This window comes from Sphingobium sp. SJ10-10 (assembly GCF_036038995.2).
GTDB lineage: Bacteria > Pseudomonadota > Alphaproteobacteria > Sphingomonadales > Sphingomonadaceae > Sphingobium.
In genome coordinates this window covers 3,176,339-3,194,206 of the sequence record NZ_CP158132.1, presented here as the reverse complement: position 1 = coordinate 3,194,206, position 17,868 = coordinate 3,176,339, and the positions used below count along the sequence as shown (strand labels likewise).

Here is a 17,868-nt window from a genome sequence, read left to right as displayed (position 1 = left end):
CAATCTCAGTGACCTCCGAATTGACCGAACAGGAACAGGCCGATCTGATCGAGGAAGCGCGCAAGGTCTTTGCCGGACCGATCGCCTTCCTCAAATCCGCGCCCGACCTCAAATTCCTGCCGGACATGGCGGTGAATGAGGTCGCGTTCGCGGGCCGGTCCAATGTCGGCAAATCCTCGCTGCTGAATGCGCTGACAAATCGCAACGGATTGGCGCGGACTTCCAACACGCCGGGGCGGACGCAGGAGCTGAATTTCTTCGACGTCGGCGATCCGCTGCGGTTCCGGCTGGTCGACATGCCGGGCTATGGTTATGCGAAGGCGCCCAAGGATATGGTCCGCAAGTGGCGCTTCCTGGTGAACGACTATCTGCGCGGGCGGGCGAAGCTCAAGCGCACGCTGGTGCTCATCGACAGCCGTCATGGGATCAAGGATGCCGATACCGACATTCTCGACATGCTGGATGCGGCGGCGGTCAGCTATCGCATCGTGCTGACCAAGACGGACAAGGTGAAGGCCAGCCATCTGGCCGACGTCTCCCAAGCTGTCGCGGAGGCCATTCGCAAGCGGCCTGCCGCCCATCCCGACATCATCGCCACATCGAGCGACAAGGGCATGGGCATAGCGGAACTGCGCGCGGCTGTGCTGGAAAGCGTGATGCAAGGATAAGCCGCCATGACCGACGACGATTACATCTATGACGAAGCCAGCGGCGAATGGATCAGCGCGGCCGAGGCAAGTTCCAAGGCCAACGCCGCCGACAGCATCGAGGTTCGTGATGCGGTCGGCAATCTGCTGGCCGATGGCGATCAGGTGACGCTGATCAAGGATCTGACCGTCAAGGGCGCGGGACAGACGCTCAAGCGCGGGACGCTCATCAAGTCGATCCGCCTGACCGGCGATCCCCAGGAAATCGACTGCCGCTATGACGGCATCAAGGGGCTGGTGCTGCGCGCAGAATTTGTGCGCAAACGCTGACTCCCATCAAAACAGGCTATATTGCCCGCTGCCGTTCAATCCCCAGGTCGCCAGCGTTTCATGATGGGTGCGGCCGACATGGCTGCACACCAGCATGAACTGGTCGACATGCCAACTGAACCCGTCAACGGGGCGCACCTCTGATCGGCCGTTCAGGTAGAACAGCGTCTGGTGCGGGCTGAAGCTCCAGCCGGGCCGCAGCATCACCCCTGCCCCTTTCATACCGGCCACGATCTGCCTTTGCAGCGCATTCAGCAGCGGCACGGCATGCGACGGGCGCAGAGCCGCCGAGCGATTGCCGATGCTGAGCTGGTCCAGCCGCAGGTCGAAGGGTTCGGCCATCACGCCCGTCCCGGCACGCATCAGCGCCTTGATGACCGCATAGGGATAGTCGACATAATCGCTGCTGATCGCCAGCGTCACATGTTGATGATCCACGGCAATGCGCCGGGCGCCCTGGGCGATGGTTTCAGCGAAATGATCTGTCTGGCGCGCGATCAGCGGGCTGGGCTTCAACGCGAAGAAGAGGCGGAAGAGGGTCTGGGTGGACCGGCTTTCCATGGCATTTGCTCCATGCGACTCGATACTATTTGTTCATGATATGTTCTTTTTTCCCGCAAGGCGAATCTGCGGGAGCCGCCCATGATTTCATGCGTTTGGGCAAAATGGGACAAGGAGAGTGGACGATGATGGTCAAGGATATCGAGCGCGATCCACGCGTCGGCCTGTCCTTTCAGGGGCGCACAGGGTTGCTCAAGCAGAACCCGCTGTTCATCGCCGTGGAGGGCCGCGCCGACCTGATCCGCGACCGCGATGCGATCCAAGCGCATTGGAACAGCGATCTGCAAGGTTGGTTCGAGGAAGGACCGGACACGCCGGGCCTGGTGATGATAAGGGTCCATGCCGAACGCGCCCATGTCTGGGACGGCGAGAATGAGGCTGAAATGGAGCTTGGATGACATTCGACCGCGCGGTGCCGGAAGGGCGGGGAAGACGGATCGGGCGGATCGTTCTGGCGGCGGCTTACGGATTGGCCGGGGTAGCGCATCTGGCCCGGCCCGGCGGCTTCGTCGCGATCACGCCTGGCTGGGTGCCGGCGCCGGAGATGGTGGTGGCGCTGACCGGAGCGGCGGAAATTGCGGGGGCGGTCGGGTTGATGATCCCGGCGCTGCGCAAGGCGGCAGGGATTGGACTGGCCCTGTATGCGCTGTGCGTCTGGCCGGCGAATTTCCACCATGCGCTGGACGATATTGCCTTGAGCGGGGTGCATTTAAGCTGGTGGTATCATGGGCCGCGGTTGGCGGTGCAGCCGGTGATCATCTGGTGGGCGCTTTGGGCGAGCGGGGTGGTGAATTGGCCGTTCAGGGGTGATTGGAGACATTAAGCCCCTCGCCCGAAGGGAAGGCGCGGTGCAAGAGACGATTGTCTTTGCAAGGCGCGGCTTTACTGTGGCGGCCTTCGGACGAGCAGGCGGCCAGAGAGAGTGATGACCCGGCATATTCCATGGATAATGATCGCGATCGTCGGTGCGGTGGCGCTGTCGGTCGTTGCCGTATCGCGCGGCGAAGCGGTCAATGCGCTGTGGATCGTGGTGGCGGCGGTGAGCAGCTTCCTCGTCGCCTATCGCTATTATGCGCTCTATATCGCGCAGAATGTGATGCGGCTGGACCCATCGCGGCCCACGCCCGCGATCCGGCGGGCCGATGGGCTGGACTATGTCGCGACGGATCGGACGGTGCTGTTCGGGCATCATTTCGCGGCGATTGCGGGCGCGGGGCCGCTGGTGGGGCCAGTGTTGGCGACGCAGATGGGCTATCTGCCCGGCACGCTCTGGATCATTGCGGGCGTCGTGCTGGCGGGCGCGGTGCAGGATTTCATGGTGCTGTTCATCTCCATGCGACGCGACGGCAAGTCGCTGGGCGAACTGATCCGCATGGAAATGGGGCAGGTCGCGGGCGCCATCGCCCTGTTCGGCGCCTTCATGATCATGGTCATCATCCTCGCCGTGCTGGCGCTGATCGTGGTCAAGGCGCTGGCGGAGAGTCCATGGGGCATGTTCACAGTGGCGGCTACCGTGCCGCTCGCCATGTTCATGGGCGCTTATACGCGCTGGATCAGGCCGGGGCGGATCGGGGAAGTCTCGCTGCTGGGACTGGTCGGGCTGCTGGCGGCGATCGTCTATGGGCAGAGCATCGCGCAATCGCCGGTCTGGGCTCCGGTGTTCACCTTCACGCCGGTGCAGCTCTGCTGGATCCTGATCGGCTATGGCGCGGTGGCTTCGGTGCTGCCGGTGTGGCTGTTGCTGGCGCCGCGGGATTATCTGTCGACCTTCCTCAAGATCGGGGCGATCGCGGCATTGGCGATCGGGATCGTCATCATGGCGCCGCCGCTGAAAATGCACGCCGTCACCCAGTTCGTGAACGGCAATGGGCCGGTCTGGGCGGGCGGGCTGTTCCCCTTCCTGTTCATCACCATCGCTTGCGGAGCAGTGTCCGGCTTCCATGCGCTGATCGCCAGCGGCACCACGCCCAAGCTGATCGCCAGCGAGGCGCATGCGCCGATGATCGGCTATGGCGCGATGCTGATGGAGGCTTTCGTGGCGATCATGGCGCTGGTCGGCGCGTCGATCCTCGACCCAGGCATCTACTTCACGATGAACAGCCCGGCCGCCGTGATCGGCAAGGATGCGGCGAGCGCGGCGGCGGCGGTGACGGCAATGGGTTTCCCGATCTCGCCCGACCTGATCCTCCAGACCGCGAAGGATGTGGGCGAGCATAGCATCATATCCCGCGCGGGCGGCGCGCCGACTTTGGCGGTGGCCATGGCGGAGATATTCTCCCATGTCGTGGGCGGGCCAGCGATGAAGGCCTTCTGGTATCATTTCGCGATATTGTTCGAGGCGCTGTTCATCCTGACCGCCGTGGACGCGGGCACCCGCGCCGGACGCTTCATGCTGCAGGATCTGATCGCGCTGCTGGTGCCGGGGTTCAAGGAGACGAAGAGCATGGCGCCAGGGATCGTCGCGACGGCGCTGACCGTCGCGGCCTGGGGCTTCTTTCTCTATCAGGGCGTGACCGATCCGTTGGGCGGGGTGAACACGCTCTGGCCGGTGTTCGGCATCTCCAACCAGATGCTGGCGGCGATCGCGCTGATGCTGGGGACGGCGGTGCTGTTCCGGATGAAGCGGGATCGGTTCGCCTGGGTGACATTGGTGCCGACGGCCTGGTTGTTGATCTGCACCCTGTCGGCGGGGTTCCTGAAGCTATTCTCGGCCGATACCAAGCTGGGGTTCCTGGCGCATGCGGCCAGATTCGGCGCGGCGGCGGACGAGGGTCAGGTGCTGGCGCCGGCCAAGTCGATGGCGGAGATGCGGCAGATCATCTTCAACGACCGGGTCGACGCCGGGCTGGTGGCGATCTTCCTGTTCGTGGTGCTGGCCGTGCTGTTCTTCACCATCCGAACCTGTCTGGCGGCGCGGAAGGTGACGGCGCCCACTGCTCGGGAAATTCCGGCGCGACTGGTGCCGGCGGAATGAGCGTCTTTCTCCTCCGACTGCGGCAGATGGCGCGCATGATGGTTGGAGTGCCGGATTATGACGTCTATTTGCGGCATATGCAGGAGCATCATCCCAAGCATGATCCGATGGATCGAACCGCCTTTTTCCGGGAGCGGCAGGAGGCGCGCTATGGGGGAAAGAATGGGGGGAAGTGCTGTTAGGGCCAATCGACATTCAGCCCTGACGGCCTGCAAATGGCGCTTTTCCGTGCTTCCGGTGCTCACGTACTTTTAGTACGCTGCGCTCCAGATCACGAAAAACCACCATTTTCGGCACGTCATCATCTGAATGTCGATTGACCCTAGGACACAGCGTCCTTTCCCCTCCCCGCCCGCTTCGCGATAGGGTGGATTTTCAGCGCGTGACGTTGAAGCCCGCGATCATGCCGGCGGCGATCGACAGCGCGATTTCCGCGGCGCCGATCGCGCCTATGTCGAGGCCAGCGGGACCATCTATGCGCGCCAGATCCTCCGGCGAAAAGCCCATGGCGGTCAACCGTTCCAGCCGCGCCGCATGGCTTTTGCGCGATCCCAGCGCGGCAATATAGCCCGTCGGCGCGCGTAACGCGGCGGCCAGCGCCGGATCGTCGATCTTGATGTCATGGCTGAGCGTCACCACCGCCGTCGATTCGCCGGGAAAGCGGGCGGCGACAGCTTCATCGGGCCAGCGATCGTCCAATTCGACGCCTGGGAATCGCTCCTCCGTCAGAAAACGGCCGCGTGGATCGATGACGACCGGCGTGACGCCGATCGCCTGCGCCAGCGCGCTCAACGACTGGGCGATCTGCACCGCACCAACGATCAGCACCCGGCGCGGCGGATCGTAGCGGTTGTGGAACTGCCCCTCGATCGCGCCTTCCCGCGTCAGGCCGGTTGCCAGGTCGGTCGACAAGGTCAGCGCCCTGCCCTTCTCGCTTGCCGTGTCGATCCGATCGAACAGCGCCGCATCGAAGCCATCCGGGCCGACCGGCTGGACCAGCACGCTGATCTCCCCGCCGCAGGGCAGGCCGACGGCCCAGGCGTCTCCATCGGCCACGCCATAAATTTCCAGATGGGCCGGACGCCCGGCGATCACTTCGGCAGCGCGCTGGAGCAAGTCGGTTTCGACGCATCCCCCCGATATGCTGCCTTCGAAGCGGCCATCCTCATGCACGACCATATGGCTGCCACGCGGCCGGGGCGCCGATCCCCAGGTCGACACGACCGTCGCCAGCGCCAATCGCGCGCCGCGCCATTCCCTGGCCTTGCGGATGACCGCGCCATTGTCGTTCAAAATCCCGCCTCCTAAACCAGCCGTCTTCCGGTCCATACCACCCGTCCCACGATCACGACCAGCGCCGGGTCGATATCGATCCAGTCGGGATAATGGGGATTGTCGCTAAGGACAGAGAAAAAGCCCCGGCGCGGTCCCATGGCAACCCGCTTCACCATCAGCACCTCGTCGAGCCTCAACACATAGACGCCATCGCGCAGCCGCGCCGCGTCGTCATCATGATCGACCATGATCTCATCGCCGTCGCTCAGCGTCGGCGCCATGGATTCGCCGTCGACGCGGATGATCGATATTTTTTGCGGCCGGACGCCCAGATGGCGCAGCCAGTTGGCGTCGAACGCCATCACGCCGGTCGTCCGCTCATCTTCGTCCAGCGATCCCGGCCCGGCGGACGCACCCAGGGACAGGCGCGGCACGGTCACGACCGAAGGCAAGGACCGTAGCTTGACCGGCGATGTCCCCCGCACGGTCGATCCGCCCAGCATCTCCTCCGCCACGCCGAAATAGCGGGCCAATATGCGCCGGTCCTCCTCGTCCAGCTTACGCGGCGTGCCGCGTTTGATGAACTGCTGGATATAGGCCGGATTGCGGTTGAGCAGGCGCGAGAGGTCGGAATAGCTGTCCCCCCGCTCGGCAATCAGCCGTTCCAGCACGATGCGTGGATCTTCTCCGTTACCGACCATATTTCATCCATAATGATAGGAATTTTCCTAGACAAGTAGGAAATAGGGCAACAAGAAAATGTCTTCCGGATTCGCAGGGGGCGAATCGAATCGACAGAGGAGAAACAGGACGATGCTGTTGCGTGCCGTCGAAAAATTTCTGCGAGAAAATGCTATCCCGGCGACCAGATTTGGCCGCGAGAGCGTTCGCGACCCACGGCTGGTCTTCGACCTGCGCAAGGGGCGCGAACCGGGCGACAGAATGAGGAGACGCGTAGAACATTTCATGAACACATATCGCAGGAGCGTCAGCCAATGACAAGCATCGACATGAACGCCGCCAAGGCAAATCTGGTCCGAAATGGTTGTAGCGCGACAAAAATTGACGACAAAAATTCGCGACAAAAACTACGATGAGAAAGAGCAGTTCAGGGCAGTTGCAGGGGCGCTTCAGGCGCCTTTTTTGTTGCCCCGTTGACGTCGATCGATGCGGCATCCTTCCATGCCGCAATGAGCGCCTCCAGGCGCTTGCCGCGCGCCACGCAATTCAGCGCGTCGGCTCTTGAAATGATAGCGGCTCCACCGGCTGACAGAGGTCCGCTGGGCATGATGGAAAGGCGGGGCAGTTCCGCTGATCCGCTACCACCGGCAAGGCTTTCTCCACCCGAGGCTGCCCCGCCACTCCGCATGCGGCGATCAGCATCAGCAAGGGCAGCGGCAAGAGACGATTGATAGGCATTGGACCGTTTCTCCAGCTTGGTCGACCATTCCCCTTCGACCCGTTTGACGTTGGCGACATCATCCTTGGCCGCCTGAATGCGGGCTGCGCGGACCAGTGCCGCGAACTTCCGCATCTCCTCCCGTTGGGTGAGGAAATCGCCTTTCCACTGCGTTGCCTTGGCCGTCTGGACGCCGATCTCCGCCTTTGCCTTGCGCAACTCCACACCACGCCAGCCAGCGACAATGGCCAGAGCAATCATGCCCATCAGGTATGGGCGGTCAGCGATCCACCCGAACGCGGCGCGCGCCAACCCGCTGAAGCGAATGATGGCGGCGATCACGCGATCAGACCCCGAAGGCAGACGGTCATTTCATAGGTGCGGCGGAAGATCAGGCCGTCTACCGGCTGGAGCTTGCCATTGATGCGGGAGTTGATGAACCCGCTCGTGACGACGGTAGCGCCGTCCTTACGCAGCACTGTGAAATAGGGGCCGGTGGCGAGGCAGCCGCCTAGCCAGTCCCCGACCTTGAATCGCTTTCCAGCCGTCGAGTCGCACCATGCGGCAATGCCGACGTTATAAGCCATCAGTCCGGATGCCCGGATCAGTTGAGGGCGACCAGCAAGGCCAGGGGCGCACTGAAGGACGCCGTCGACATGAACGATCGCCTGCTTGTCGAGACTCGCGGCGCATTCGGCGTCGGTGTAGAGCTTTCCGACGACGACATCGGTTGTATCGCCAGAGCATTTGGTCGGAATTTTCGCGATATCGAGGTAGCCAACATTCTTCGACCCCTCCCATAGTTTGATGTCCGCCGTCAGGGCGGTGGCAGCAACGGCGCTGCCCAAAAGAACAGCCAGCGTTTTCTTGGGTGCAGAGTTTGCCATGAAGGACGGCATGGGCCGCCCGAGGGCATTTCCTTGAGTTCCCCCGAGGGACATCAAGCCCACTCTACATGGGCGCAAGCCCATCGGGCGGCGTCCGGATCGGTTTCCTCATATGCCTGGAAGCGATCGAACGTGCCATAGTGAATAGCATCGTTCAGACCGACGGGAGTGTCCGCATCTTCCACCAACAGGACCGGCTTGCGCAAGCCGCGATCCTTGGCGATCGACCATAGCCGGGCAAGCTCTGCATCCGTCAGATCGACGAACGAACAGGAAAAGGCCGCCTTCACCACGCCGTCGCCCGTACCGAACCCACCGCCGGGAAGGTCTTGGCGAGTGCCAGTATCGACCGGCGTCCGGCCTCCGCCCAACTCCCGGTGTTTCTCGAAGGCCGAGCCGATCACCAGCGCGCCTGCATAGAGTGCGGTGGCGCCCGCTTGGGTGAGCGTAAGGCGGAAATAGCGCGCCGTGACCGGCTCCGCGAGGCGGGCAAAGGCGTGGTGGCGCGGACCTTCGCTGTCGGCGGCGCGCATCGGCCCGACCGCTTTTATGACGGCAAGGCCGGTGCCCAGGCCGGTCCCCGACGCTATCGTCCAGGTCGCGGCTACAGCGGCATTGGTATAGCCGAGATAGAAGCTGTCGACCGTCACCGCCGCGCCCATGTCGATGTCCACTGTTACCGGCGCGGTGGATGGCGCGATCCACGCCTCGTTCGGATCAAAGCTGCGGAGATTGTCGGCGCCGGACCCTGCGACGACGGGAGCCGCCGCGATCGGCAACGGCTTGACGATCAGAACCCCGCTCATGCGAGCTTCCTCAACACGGTCAGATTGGTCCGTTCGACCACATCCTGTTCCTTCACGCCTATGACGAAGACGGTAGCTCCCTCATGATAGCCCTGCCGCGCTGCGGTCAGGTTCACGGCGCGACAAAGAAGGTCGATCCGCAAGCCCGCGACCTGAAGGACTTCGACCACCATCGGCTGGCCAAAAAGAACGAGCTGCCTAGCCGCCTCCGCGTCAGCATCGGCTTGATTGGCCAGCGGAGAGACAACCTCTCCAACGGCCGCCAACTGCCCCCACGCCCCTTCGATCTCTGCTGAAGAGGCCGTGGCGACAAGGCAGGCCGATCGGAGCCATGCACCAAAATCAGCGGGGACGTTCATGATGGGTTATTCCGCTGCGTTGGGCTGCGTGATCGCCTCGACCCGCGACACTTCCTGGTCGATCAAGGCCTGGACCGCTCGGATCACAGTGATCACGTTGCCCACTTGTTCGTGGGCCAATTCGCCCTCCGGCAGATCAGCACGCAGCTTTTCGAGATCGTCAGCGATCTTTCCGGTCGAGGGGCGGTTCATGACCGCCTGAGCGGCTTGGAGCGGCACAAGAGTTTCCACCGCGATCTGGCGGTCGAGTTCGGCACGCTGCGCCAGAAGCGTGGCAATGGCGCTGTTAGAGGTATCAGTCATGAACATTCTCCTTTGAAAAAAGCGGGGATCAGTTGCAGCGTCATGGGCTTCGATCGCGGCGGATTGCGCTGCCAATTCTGAAAGGGAAGGCGAGGTCATCGACGGCTCCTATTGAACAGCGGGCCAGCCGCGAAACACGTCGACGGCCAGCGCTTCCGGCGCCGTCTGCGCAGCGTCCAGGCTGATCCGCAGACCCCGCGCATATTCATGTATGCCGTCGAGATAGCCCATGGCCTGCCCGGCGAGCTTCAGCACGTCGCCAGGCGAAAGCTCGACAACTGAATTATCATGCATCGTGAAGTGCATCGGGCCAGCGTCACCCTCATGCTGGAGCCACATGGCTGCCCCAGCCTTCATTTGAAGATTGAGAATGGAGTTCGCGTCGGAATCCACCACGCCCCAATCCGTAAGCGCGCCACGGACCAGCATTTGCGACCGGATGATCTTGGTGAACTCCCACAGGCTGTCGCGCAGCCCTTCGACGGGCAGTGCATCAACCGGCGTCTGGGCCGCATAGTCGTCAGCCGAAATGACCACCACGCCCCTGCTGGCGTGGAGCGGTTGGAGCCGGGCCGTGCCAGTCGGACCGGAGCCGCGCATCAGCTCTTCGCCCGAAACCACGTCATAAAGGATGAAAAACTCTTGCATATTTACCTCTTCAACTCAGTCGCGACGAGTGTCCTGTGCGCCACGTCGAATGTTGCCGTGTCGCGGTAGCATTGGATTTTGTAAGTGTGCGTACCCGCCGAGGGCGTGTCCAAAATCTGGAAGGCGGCAGGGCCGCTGTAGGCAGAGTTCGACCCGATCACGACGACAGGCATCGTCACCGGCCCGAAGATCACCGCGCCATCGCGCAGAACCTGAAACCGATTGTCGACGCCACCGCCAGCGCGAAAGATGGTCGCCATCAGATTGGCTAGAAGTTGGACCGTGCCGCCAGCCGTGCCGATCGTGAGGGACTGAACATCGGACCAGACATCCTCAGCGAACCCCATGGATGCGGCGGTATAGGCCCATGACGGAACGGTAGCGGCGTTAGCGGCGAGCTTGGCCGTCGTAACCGCAAGATCGGCAAGATGAACCCCATTGATCGTGCCTGCCGTGATCAGGTTGCCGCTGATCGCCACATTGCCCACGATGTCGACGCCCGCGCCGCCATTGTCGGCCCAGACCGTGAGTTGAGCGCGCGATCCAGGGACGGCGGCATTGACCTGCCAGTAGGCGCGGGTACGGTTGTAGGCGTCGGCAGCCGCAGCGGCCGTTACTTCGACCGATGCCCTATTGTCGGACGGCGAATAGGGCGTCGGCACGGTCGCGTTGGCGTTGACTTCCTTGATCTGCGGCCTGGTCGCGAAAAGCCACGAGTCCGCCTGACCTGCATTGGTGTTCTCCTTTCGCACCATGAGCATCACGTCATATGTGCCCGCTGGCGCGGTCAGCTTGATCGCCGGACGATCGTAGCCGTCGAGCGCCGTTCCGCCCGCCTTGCTGGCGTTCATGGCCTGCCCAAGCACCGTCAGCCAGCCGCCGCCGCTATCGCGGGCGATCAGGTAGATATTTCCCGTGCATCGGTGAAGACCCGTGTAAACGGAGGCTTCGTAGACCTTGCCCGCCTGGGCGGGAACGACGCCCTGCCACTCACCATAGGAGCCGCTGACGCCGCCCACTTGGTAAACCGCCATCACATGTTCATTTGGCGGCCGCCAAGCATCCCCCGCGCCGTCCACGCTATAAGTATAGTTGGGCGTGCCGCTGCCGTAGTTGGTCGCCGTCGACCAGCCGCTCGTGTCTTTATTCGGCAGCGACGAGTTACGCAGCAGATTGCCACCGCCCCCGCCATAGGTGGCGGCGACAGTGGCGGAGGTCGAGGCGGCCGCAGCGCTCGCACTCGCGACGGCTGCCGAACTGGACGAGGCAGAGGCGGACGCCGCTGCGGCATATTCGCTGGTGACATCCTCGACCGTTATCCCGGTCATGTGCCAGATGCCGTTTGGCGCACCGCCCGTCGTCTGGAACTCAAAAATGGGCTTCCAGTTGTTGACGGTCCAATCGCTCGGGACCGTAAATTCAACCCCGACCTTTACGAACTGACCTGCGGCGGGAACTGACCAGTTGATGCAACCCGCGGGCGTTACGGAATCGCTACCCGTCAACGAGACCGCGCTCCCATCCCAATCGTTGGTGTTGGTCCCCAGCAACCACATTATGACATTGGAGCGGTTCGTCGCGTTGGTATAAATCCAACCAGTCACGCGATAGCGTCGACCCGTCGCCTTGGGGCGGGCTTTCTTGAAGGTGATGCGGTTGTAGGTGCCGCCATAACCTCCAGGCTGAGCCGTTATCCAGGGCTGCGGCCAAGTGTTGTTTGGGCCATAATTGAATTGGAAATTGGTCGCGTTGTCGCCCGCATAGTCATAGCTATTCCCGCCGATCGGGCCGACATAATTGGGCCAGCTTGTGTCTTGCACGGTCTGCGCCGCTGCGCTGTAATTCGCAGCCAAGCTCGCCTGATTGGCCGCCGCCGACGCTGATCCGCTTGCGCTTGCCGCGCTGCCAGATGCGGCCGATGCGCTGCTCGCCGCGTTGCCCGCCTGTGTTGCGGCTGACGTGGCACTATTCTGAGCGGCGGTCGCGCTGGATCCTGCATTGGTCGAACTGGTCGACGCGCTCGATGCAGAACCGGCCGCCGCCGTGGCGCTGTTGGAAGCATCCGTCGCCTTCGTCGTCGCCGTGGTGGCGCTGGTCTGAGCGGCGCTGGCGCTATTGCCCGCGTTGGTTGCCGACGTCGATGCCGAAGAAGCGCTGCTCGCCGCCGCCGAAGCGGACGCGGCGGCTGCTTCACGCTCGGTCACGTCCTTGATCGAAAGGCTTATGATCGAGAGCGTGAGGGCGGTTTCCGCCGTGGCGAGACGAAGGCCGAAGCGCACGAACGCCATGTCGCTGGAGGGCGCCCCGGAGCCGCCGACGAAACCCGACGCCATGTCGAATATCGAAGTGATGGTGCGAAGGGTGGAACCGGGCGTCAGCCCCGCAGTGGCCGGTCCCTGCGACGTCCCGTTGGTGGCGTTGGTGTAATCGGCCTTCAGCATTGCGCCGACCAGGTTCATGCTCACGGAGCCATCGCTCACCGCATCAACCAAGAACGTCGCGGTGACTTCATATTTGCGCCCGGTCGCAAAGGGGACGAGACCCTTGGTCAGGACATTGGCGCCCGCGCCCGTCCAAGCGGTCGGCCGGTAGACCTTTCCATAAGTCGCATCGGTGACGATCAACGCCGAAGATACAGAGGCGACCGTGGCGGGATCGCCCGCACGTATTTCAGTCCAGGCGTCCGCGCCCACTTCGAAGCGGGTAGGGAACAGCGCGGGACTGGCGTAAACCAGTGCCCGCGAACTGGTGTAGGAATTGCTCGCGAGAGTAGCGCTGGAAGAAGCAGAACTGGCTGATCCGGCCGCATTGGTTGCGGAGGTCGCTGCACTGGACGCGCTGGTGCTGGCCTCGCCCGCCTTCGTCGTCGCCGTCGTTGCGCTCGTCTGCGCAGCGCTCGCACTCTGCGCCGCTTCGGTCGCCTTGGTGCTGGCGGTTGACGCGGAGGTGCTTGCCGCGCCCGCGCTATTGCCCGCCGCAGTTGCCGAATTGGCGGCGTTAGTGGCGCTGGTCGATGCAGCGGATGCTGAGCCAGCCGCATTGGTGGCACTGGTCGATGCCTGCCCGGCGCTGGTGCTGGCGGCAGTCGCAGAATTTCCAGCGGCGGTGGCGCTGCCTGCGGCGTTCAGGGAAATCCATCGTCGCGCTGTCGTCCAGGCCGCGTTCGCTTCGCGGCATGCAGGGCGTCGTCCTCATCGACGAAGCCGCATTCCATGATGACCTGGACGAGCTGCTGAAAGCTGCGCTCGCGCTGCTCATGTGGGGCGGCAGCGTCATCGTGATCTCAACCCATGACGGCACCGACAATGCCTTCAATGGGCTGATTGAGGAAATCCGGGCTGGAAAGCGCAAGGGCAAGGTCATGCGCATCACCCTTGCCGACGCCCTGAAGGACGGCCTGTTCAAGCGCATCTGCCTCAGGTCCGGCAAGGAATGGTCCCCGGAAGCGGAGAGAGCCTGGGAGGCCGATATCCGCGCCACCTATGGCGATGCAGCGGAGGAGGAACTAGACGTCATTCCTGCGCGCGGTTCCGGCGTCTACCTTTCGCGCGCGATGATCAAGGCGGCCATGTCGCCTCTATATCCCGTCATACGGCTGACTTGCCCCAACGGGTTCGAACAGCAGTCGGATGAATATCGCCAGGATTTCGTCCGCGAATTCCTGGAAAGCGAAGTCGGACCATGGCTGCGCGACTTCGACCCGCTGCGTCGGTCATTCTTTGGCCAGGACTTCGCCCGCAACGGCGACGTCTCCCCGATCGCGGCCGGGCAGCTCGACGAACATCTCAATCTGGTCTGCCGCTTCATCCTCGAAATGCGCAACGTGCCGTTCCGAGAGCAGGAATTCGTGCTCAAGGGCAAGCGCCACGGCGATAATGTTCGACATCGTCGGCATGAAGGTTCGCCATGCCCGCCGTTTCCGCTTCGACGATGAGGACCGGCTGCGCATGCTGACGCCCACGAACATGCAGGGCGAAATCCTGCCTGAGCGCAAGTTCTGGGTCCATAGCGTCGGCGCTGCCGATGACGATCAGCCCTATGGCCATGGCCTTGCCCACTGGCTCTATTGGCCGACCCTGTTCAAGCGGAACGGCATCCGCTTCTGGAACATCTTCCTCGACAAGTTCGGCACCCCCACCGCCAAGGGCACCTATCCCCGAGGATCGAGCCAGACCGACATCAACAAGCTGTTGATGGCGCTCCAGGCCATCGCCACCGACTCGGGCTTCGTGGTTCCCGAAGGCATGGCGGTGGAGCTGCTCAACGCGGCTCGCTCCGGCACTGGCGATTATCACCAGCTCTGCCTCTACATGGACGCGGCCATCGCCAAGATCGTGCTGTCGCAGACCATGACCACGGACAACGGCTCCTCCCGCTCCCAGGGCGAGGTCCATGCCGATGTGAAGCTCGACGTGGTCAAGACCGACGCCGACGATTTGACCGACAGCTTTAGCGTCCAGGTCGCCCGTTGGTGGACCGACTGGAACTTCGGCCCCGACGTCGCCGCGCCGATCGTGCGCCGGATCGTCGAGGAGGAGGAAGATACCAAGGCCAACGCGGAAACCGACAATATCCATGCCGGGCTGGGTTGGGTGCGTACCGCCGACAGCTTCCGCGACACATACGGGGAAGGCTTCGTTCGGAAGGGCAGCAAGGATGATCCCGACGCCGGGCGCAGCAATGGATTGCCGCCTCCCGCCGCGAAGGTTCCGGCCAAGCCAGCCAGCTTCGCTGAGCTGGAAGACGACGGCCATGATGATGCAGACGGCATCGTCGATCGCATGATCGCGGAGGATGGCTATCGGGTGGCCAATGCCATGACCAGCAATGTCGTCGAACGTCTTCTCGCTGCCGACAACGAAACCGAAGCCCGCGCGATCCTTGCCCAAGCGCTAGGCACCATGGACGATCTGCCGCTTATCCAGGCGTTGGAGCGGGCCGGTTTCGCTGTCCAGCTCGACGCCGCGAATCAGCCATCAACCGAGGTCACGCAATGACGTGGCATCCGAACACTGGCCGTCCGCCCATCTTCTGCCCGGAACATCCGGATCAGCCCTGCCCACCGCATCTATTTGCCAAGAGCGAGGCGGCTGGGGCGCGCGCTCGCGTCAAACTGCGCAATGGCGTCCAGCCAGACGAAAGCTGGCCCGTCATCGGCCGTCCGCTGCCCACGCGTTGGACGCTCACCGGCTGCAGCTTCGACATCCTGGAATGGAAACGAGCATGAAACCCATAGTGCATGCCGCCGATTGCATATCCTTCTTCGCAGCCTCACCCGGCCCTTGCGATTGCAACACTGATCATGGCGCGAATAGCAACGATGAAACGGACGAAGGCGATCATTTCGACGATTGTCTAGGCATCCACGTGCAGGCCGATGCCAAGCGCCTCAGCTCCAGCGCAGGGGCGAACGGCAATGGCTGACGGTCTGGGCAATTCCATCTTCCTGAAGCCTGACGATGTCGTCCGCGCCTTCGAAGCGCGTGGGGCATTGCAGCCGACCGTCCGATGGTCGGAAATGATGCATGAAAACCATGCTGTCGCCTTCACCGTGGCCAAGATCGCCAAGCTGGACCTTCTCCGCTCGGTTCAGGCGTCCATAGGCGATGTCATCCGCGAAGGCGGTACCTTTGAAGAGTGGAAGTCTGGCATCCTACCTGAGTTGCAGCGCGCTGGCTGGTGGGGAGCCGTGTCGAACCGGGAACTGACCGGGACGGACGAGACGATAATCGTCAACAACAGGCGTCTGAAGACGCCCAACAGGTGGCCATGCAGGCAAACGCCCGAGTCGTGGTCATGCCTGAAGGCGTTTATCGCAAGCAGCGCGGCGATCAGCCTGAGGTGTCTCGCGGGCACCCGGAACTTGGCCCAGATGCCTACCGGCTGCTTCCCGACATCGTCTCCCACGCCGTTGTAATCGCGCAGCAAGGTTCTAACCGGCTGATCTTCTTTGCCGACGAGGCGGGCAATGTCTGGAAGGCCGTGGTCCGTCAGGATCAAGGCGACGAACTGCCCATATTGGTCAGCTTCCATCGGAGCCGCCCACGGAATATCGCGGCGGAAACGCGGAACCTCACCATTCTCTTGGATCGGCGCCAATGAGGAGAGAAGCGATGCGTGGCAGGGACTTCCTGTCCCCTGCAAAGCGGTCAAAGGCCATTAGCCTCGCGCTACGGAGGGAAGAATTCACCGCGTCGCGCGCATCGCACCCTTTATATAGCGCAGCGGCTGCTATTTGCCAAACACAGCGGCAAGCAAGGAGCCGATCGCCACGACCAAGGACAGATAGGCGACCTTTTCGGCCCTTGTGCTCCGCCGCCGATCTAGCTCGCGAGCAATCCGTACACGGGCTTCCGCTGAAACAGGGCCATCTCTCCTGGCACCATGCTCCAGCACCGCTGTTGGCAGAGCCGCGATCATCTTTGGCGTCCACTCGCCCCCAATCCAGGCGCTTGCCTCTGGGAAGTCATCGCAGGCTGCCCCTGCATTTTCTCGACGCCGATAGTCAGCCTCTATTCGGTCAAATCGCCACTTGCGCCACCGTTCAATCACGTCCGCCCTCCCTTTCGATAGGCACGATCATAGCGGCGTCATATGAAAAATTCACCGCCCGCAGGCGGGGGATGGGGCGCGCCAACGCCCCAAGCCGACGGACTCGACCCGTCATGATTCGGCTGGCCAAGGCCGAAACCATCCCGCCATCCAACGCTGGATGGTTGGAACATAGTGAGAACAACGTGACAGAGTCGAGTCAATTTCCCACCGTCCCGCATGTTGCTGGCAATGACGTTGCAACGCCCCTGCAACCCGTCGATCCGGTGCGCCCGGTCGCTCCCTATATCGGCGGCAAGCGCAACCTTGCGAAACGGGTGATTGCCCAGATCAACACTATCCCGCACCACACCTATGCGGAGGTTTTCGTCGGCATGGGAGGCATCTTCCTGCGCCGTGACCTACGGCCCAGGGTGGAGGTCATCAATGACTGGTCGGAGGATGTTTCCACCTTCTTCCGCGTTCTCCAGTATCATTATGTCGCGTTCCTCGACATGATCCGGTTCCAGATTGCGTCCAGAGCGGGCTTTGAAAAGCTGCTGCGGATGGAACCATCGTCCCTGACCGATCTGCAACGGTCGGCGCGGTTCCTCTACATCCAGCGCCTGGCCTTCGGCGGAAAAGTCGCAGGCCGATCCTTCGGCGTCACGCCGCTTAACCCGAGCCGGTTCGATCTGACCAAGCTCGTGCCGATGCTGGAGGCGCTGCACGAGCGGCTCGCGCCGGTCACGATCGAACGACTGCGCTGGCAGGATTTCCTCTCGCGCTATGATCGCCCTGGCACGCTGTTCTATCTCGACCCGCCCTATTTTAACAACGAAGGGGACTATGGCGCGGGCATGTTCGGCCAAGCCGAATTTGCGGAGATGGCCGACCGGCTGGCGGGGCTCAAAGGACGGTTCCTACTGAGCTTGAATGACCATCCCACGGTCAGAAAACTGTTTGCCCGCTTCGACATCGAGGAGGTGGAAACCACCTATACGATCAGCGAGAAGGCTGGCGGCCAACCAGCCCGCGAACTGATCATCAGCGGCCGAGCCTGATGCCTATTTCCGCTTCCCACTTCATTCCCCCGTTTGGGTTCCGTGCGGGGATACCTGCGTCACAATCCCCATGTGCAGCGGTAA

General features: G+C 62.7%; 24 protein-coding genes. 14 read left to right on the top strand and 10 right to left on the bottom strand.

The window, feature by feature from the left end; genetic code table 11:
- The first annotated feature begins 20 nt into the window (after positions 1-20).
- Together yihA and VVT58_RS15645 are read left to right on the top strand one after the other, a co-directional pair.
- Positions 21-668 (top strand): ribosome biogenesis GTP-binding protein YihA/YsxC, encoded by a 648-nt coding sequence (gene yihA / locus VVT58_RS15650; protein WP_327752995.1) that lies wholly within the window; start codon positions 21-23, stop codon positions 666-668.
- A gap of 6 nt (positions 669-674) precedes the next feature.
- The gene (locus VVT58_RS15645; protein ID WP_327752904.1) at positions 675-977 is read left to right on the top strand and encodes an alkylphosphonate utilization protein; all 303 of its coding nucleotides are present in this window, start codon (positions 675-677) and stop codon (positions 975-977) included.
- Positions 978-983: 6 nt separating this feature from the next.
- Here the strand turns inward: VVT58_RS15645 and VVT58_RS15640 are convergent, their stop codons facing one another.
- Positions 984-1,538, bottom strand: coding sequence for a 2'-5' RNA ligase family protein (locus VVT58_RS15640; protein ID WP_327752905.1), 555 nt, complete (start codon positions 1,536-1,538; stop codon positions 984-986).
- Positions 1,539-1,663: 125 nt separating this feature from the next.
- Between VVT58_RS15640 and VVT58_RS15635 the strand changes: the two genes are divergently transcribed.
- The 4 genes from VVT58_RS15635 to VVT58_RS15620 all read left to right on the top strand — a co-directional run bounded on the left by VVT58_RS15635 (position 1,664) and on the right by VVT58_RS15620 (position 4,694).
- Positions 1,664-1,936, top strand: a complete 273-nt coding sequence (locus VVT58_RS15635; RefSeq protein WP_327752906.1) for a pyridoxamine 5'-phosphate oxidase family protein — start codon at positions 1,664-1,666, stop codon at positions 1,934-1,936.
- Positions 1,933-2,361: a DoxX family protein gene (locus VVT58_RS15630; RefSeq protein WP_327752907.1), complete on the top strand. Its 429-nt coding sequence runs from the start codon at positions 1,933-1,935 to the stop codon at positions 2,359-2,361. The genes VVT58_RS15635 and VVT58_RS15630 overlap by 4 nt, the downstream gene beginning before the upstream one ends.
- 102 nt (positions 2,362-2,463) lie before the next feature.
- The gene (locus VVT58_RS15625) at positions 2,464-4,512 is read left to right on the top strand and encodes a carbon starvation CstA family protein (RefSeq protein WP_327752908.1); all 2,049 of its coding nucleotides are present in this window, start codon (positions 2,464-2,466) and stop codon (positions 4,510-4,512) included.
- Positions 4,509-4,694 (top strand): YbdD/YjiX family protein, encoded by a 186-nt coding sequence (locus VVT58_RS15620; RefSeq protein ID WP_327752909.1) that lies wholly within the window; start codon positions 4,509-4,511, stop codon positions 4,692-4,694. Before VVT58_RS15625 ends, VVT58_RS15620 begins: the two co-directional genes overlap by 4 nt.
- Positions 4,695-4,887: 193 nt before the next feature.
- Here the strand turns inward: VVT58_RS15620 and VVT58_RS15615 are convergent, their stop codons facing one another.
- Positions 4,888-5,805 (bottom strand): XdhC family protein, encoded by a 918-nt coding sequence (locus tag VVT58_RS15615; protein WP_327752910.1) that lies wholly within the window; start codon positions 5,803-5,805, stop codon positions 4,888-4,890.
- A gap of 11 nt (positions 5,806-5,816) precedes the next feature.
- Positions 5,817-6,488: a S24 family peptidase gene (locus VVT58_RS15610; protein WP_327752911.1), complete on the bottom strand. Its 672-nt coding sequence runs from the start codon at positions 6,486-6,488 to the stop codon at positions 5,817-5,819.
- 112 nt (positions 6,489-6,600) lie between these two features.
- On the opposite strand from VVT58_RS15610, the gene VVT58_RS15605 reads away from it, so the two are divergent.
- Positions 6,601-6,786, top strand: coding sequence for a hypothetical protein (locus VVT58_RS15605; protein WP_082748690.1), 186 nt, complete (start codon positions 6,601-6,603; stop codon positions 6,784-6,786).
- Between the two features lie 109 nt (positions 6,787-6,895).
- Here VVT58_RS15605 and VVT58_RS15600 read toward each other — a convergent pair whose 3' ends face one another.
- The 7 genes from VVT58_RS15600 to VVT58_RS15570 form a co-directional block, all read right to left on the bottom strand.
- On the bottom strand, positions 6,896-7,528 hold the full coding sequence (locus VVT58_RS15600) for a hypothetical protein (RefSeq protein ID WP_327752912.1): 633 nt from the start codon (positions 7,526-7,528) through the stop codon (positions 6,896-6,898).
- A complete protein-coding gene (locus VVT58_RS15595) occupies positions 7,525-8,085 on the bottom strand; it encodes a glycoside hydrolase family protein (protein ID WP_327752913.1) in 561 nt (186 codons plus the stop codon). The genes VVT58_RS15600 and VVT58_RS15595 overlap by 4 nt, the downstream gene beginning before the upstream one ends.
- A gap of 41 nt (positions 8,086-8,126) precedes the next feature.
- Entirely contained in the window at positions 8,127-8,879 is a 753-nt protein-coding gene (locus tag VVT58_RS15590) for a hypothetical protein (protein WP_327752914.1), read from the bottom strand.
- A complete protein-coding gene (locus VVT58_RS15585) occupies positions 8,876-9,238 on the bottom strand; it encodes a hypothetical protein (RefSeq protein WP_327752915.1) in 363 nt (120 codons plus the stop codon). Before VVT58_RS15585 ends, VVT58_RS15590 begins: the two co-directional genes overlap by 4 nt.
- Before the next feature lie 6 nt (positions 9,239-9,244).
- Positions 9,245-9,541 (bottom strand): hypothetical protein, encoded by a 297-nt coding sequence (locus VVT58_RS15580; protein ID WP_327752916.1) that lies wholly within the window; start codon positions 9,539-9,541, stop codon positions 9,245-9,247.
- Positions 9,542-9,649: 108 nt separating this feature from the next.
- Positions 9,650-10,189: a hypothetical protein gene (locus VVT58_RS15575; RefSeq protein ID WP_327752917.1), complete on the bottom strand. Its 540-nt coding sequence runs from the start codon at positions 10,187-10,189 to the stop codon at positions 9,650-9,652.
- 2 nt (positions 10,190-10,191) lie between these two features.
- Positions 10,192-12,882, bottom strand: a complete 2,691-nt coding sequence (locus VVT58_RS15570) for a hypothetical protein (RefSeq protein WP_327752918.1) — start codon at positions 12,880-12,882, stop codon at positions 10,192-10,194.
- 64 nt (positions 12,883-12,946) lie between these two features.
- On the opposite strand from VVT58_RS15570, the gene VVT58_RS15565 reads away from it, so the two are divergent.
- The 7 genes from VVT58_RS15565 (at position 12,947) to VVT58_RS15535 (ending at position 17,784) form a co-directional block, all read left to right on the top strand.
- Positions 12,947-13,405, top strand: a complete 459-nt coding sequence (locus tag VVT58_RS15565; protein WP_327752920.1) for a hypothetical protein — start codon at positions 12,947-12,949, stop codon at positions 13,403-13,405.
- A complete protein-coding gene (locus tag VVT58_RS15560; protein ID WP_327752921.1) occupies positions 13,365-14,123 on the top strand; it encodes a hypothetical protein in 759 nt (252 codons plus the stop codon). Before VVT58_RS15565 ends, VVT58_RS15560 begins: the two co-directional genes overlap by 41 nt.
- Positions 14,065-15,186: a DUF935 family protein gene (locus VVT58_RS15555; protein WP_327752922.1), complete on the top strand. Its 1,122-nt coding sequence runs from the start codon at positions 14,065-14,067 to the stop codon at positions 15,184-15,186. The genes VVT58_RS15560 and VVT58_RS15555 overlap by 59 nt, the downstream gene beginning before the upstream one ends.
- The gene (locus VVT58_RS15550) at positions 15,183-15,416 is read left to right on the top strand and encodes a hypothetical protein (RefSeq protein ID WP_327752923.1); all 234 of its coding nucleotides are present in this window, start codon (positions 15,183-15,185) and stop codon (positions 15,414-15,416) included. The genes VVT58_RS15555 and VVT58_RS15550 overlap by 4 nt, the downstream gene beginning before the upstream one ends.
- Positions 15,413-15,613 (top strand): hypothetical protein, encoded by a 201-nt coding sequence (locus VVT58_RS15545; RefSeq protein ID WP_327752924.1) that lies wholly within the window; start codon positions 15,413-15,415, stop codon positions 15,611-15,613. The genes VVT58_RS15550 and VVT58_RS15545 overlap by 4 nt, the downstream gene beginning before the upstream one ends.
- On the top strand, positions 15,606-16,106 hold the full coding sequence (locus VVT58_RS15540) for a hypothetical protein (RefSeq protein WP_327752925.1): 501 nt from the start codon (positions 15,606-15,608) through the stop codon (positions 16,104-16,106). The genes VVT58_RS15545 and VVT58_RS15540 overlap by 8 nt, the downstream gene beginning before the upstream one ends.
- Before the next feature lie 820 nt (positions 16,107-16,926).
- Positions 16,927-17,784, top strand: a complete 858-nt coding sequence (locus VVT58_RS15535; RefSeq protein ID WP_405053710.1) for a DNA adenine methylase — start codon at positions 16,927-16,929, stop codon at positions 17,782-17,784.
- The last annotated feature ends 84 nt before the right edge of the window (positions 17,785-17,868 follow it).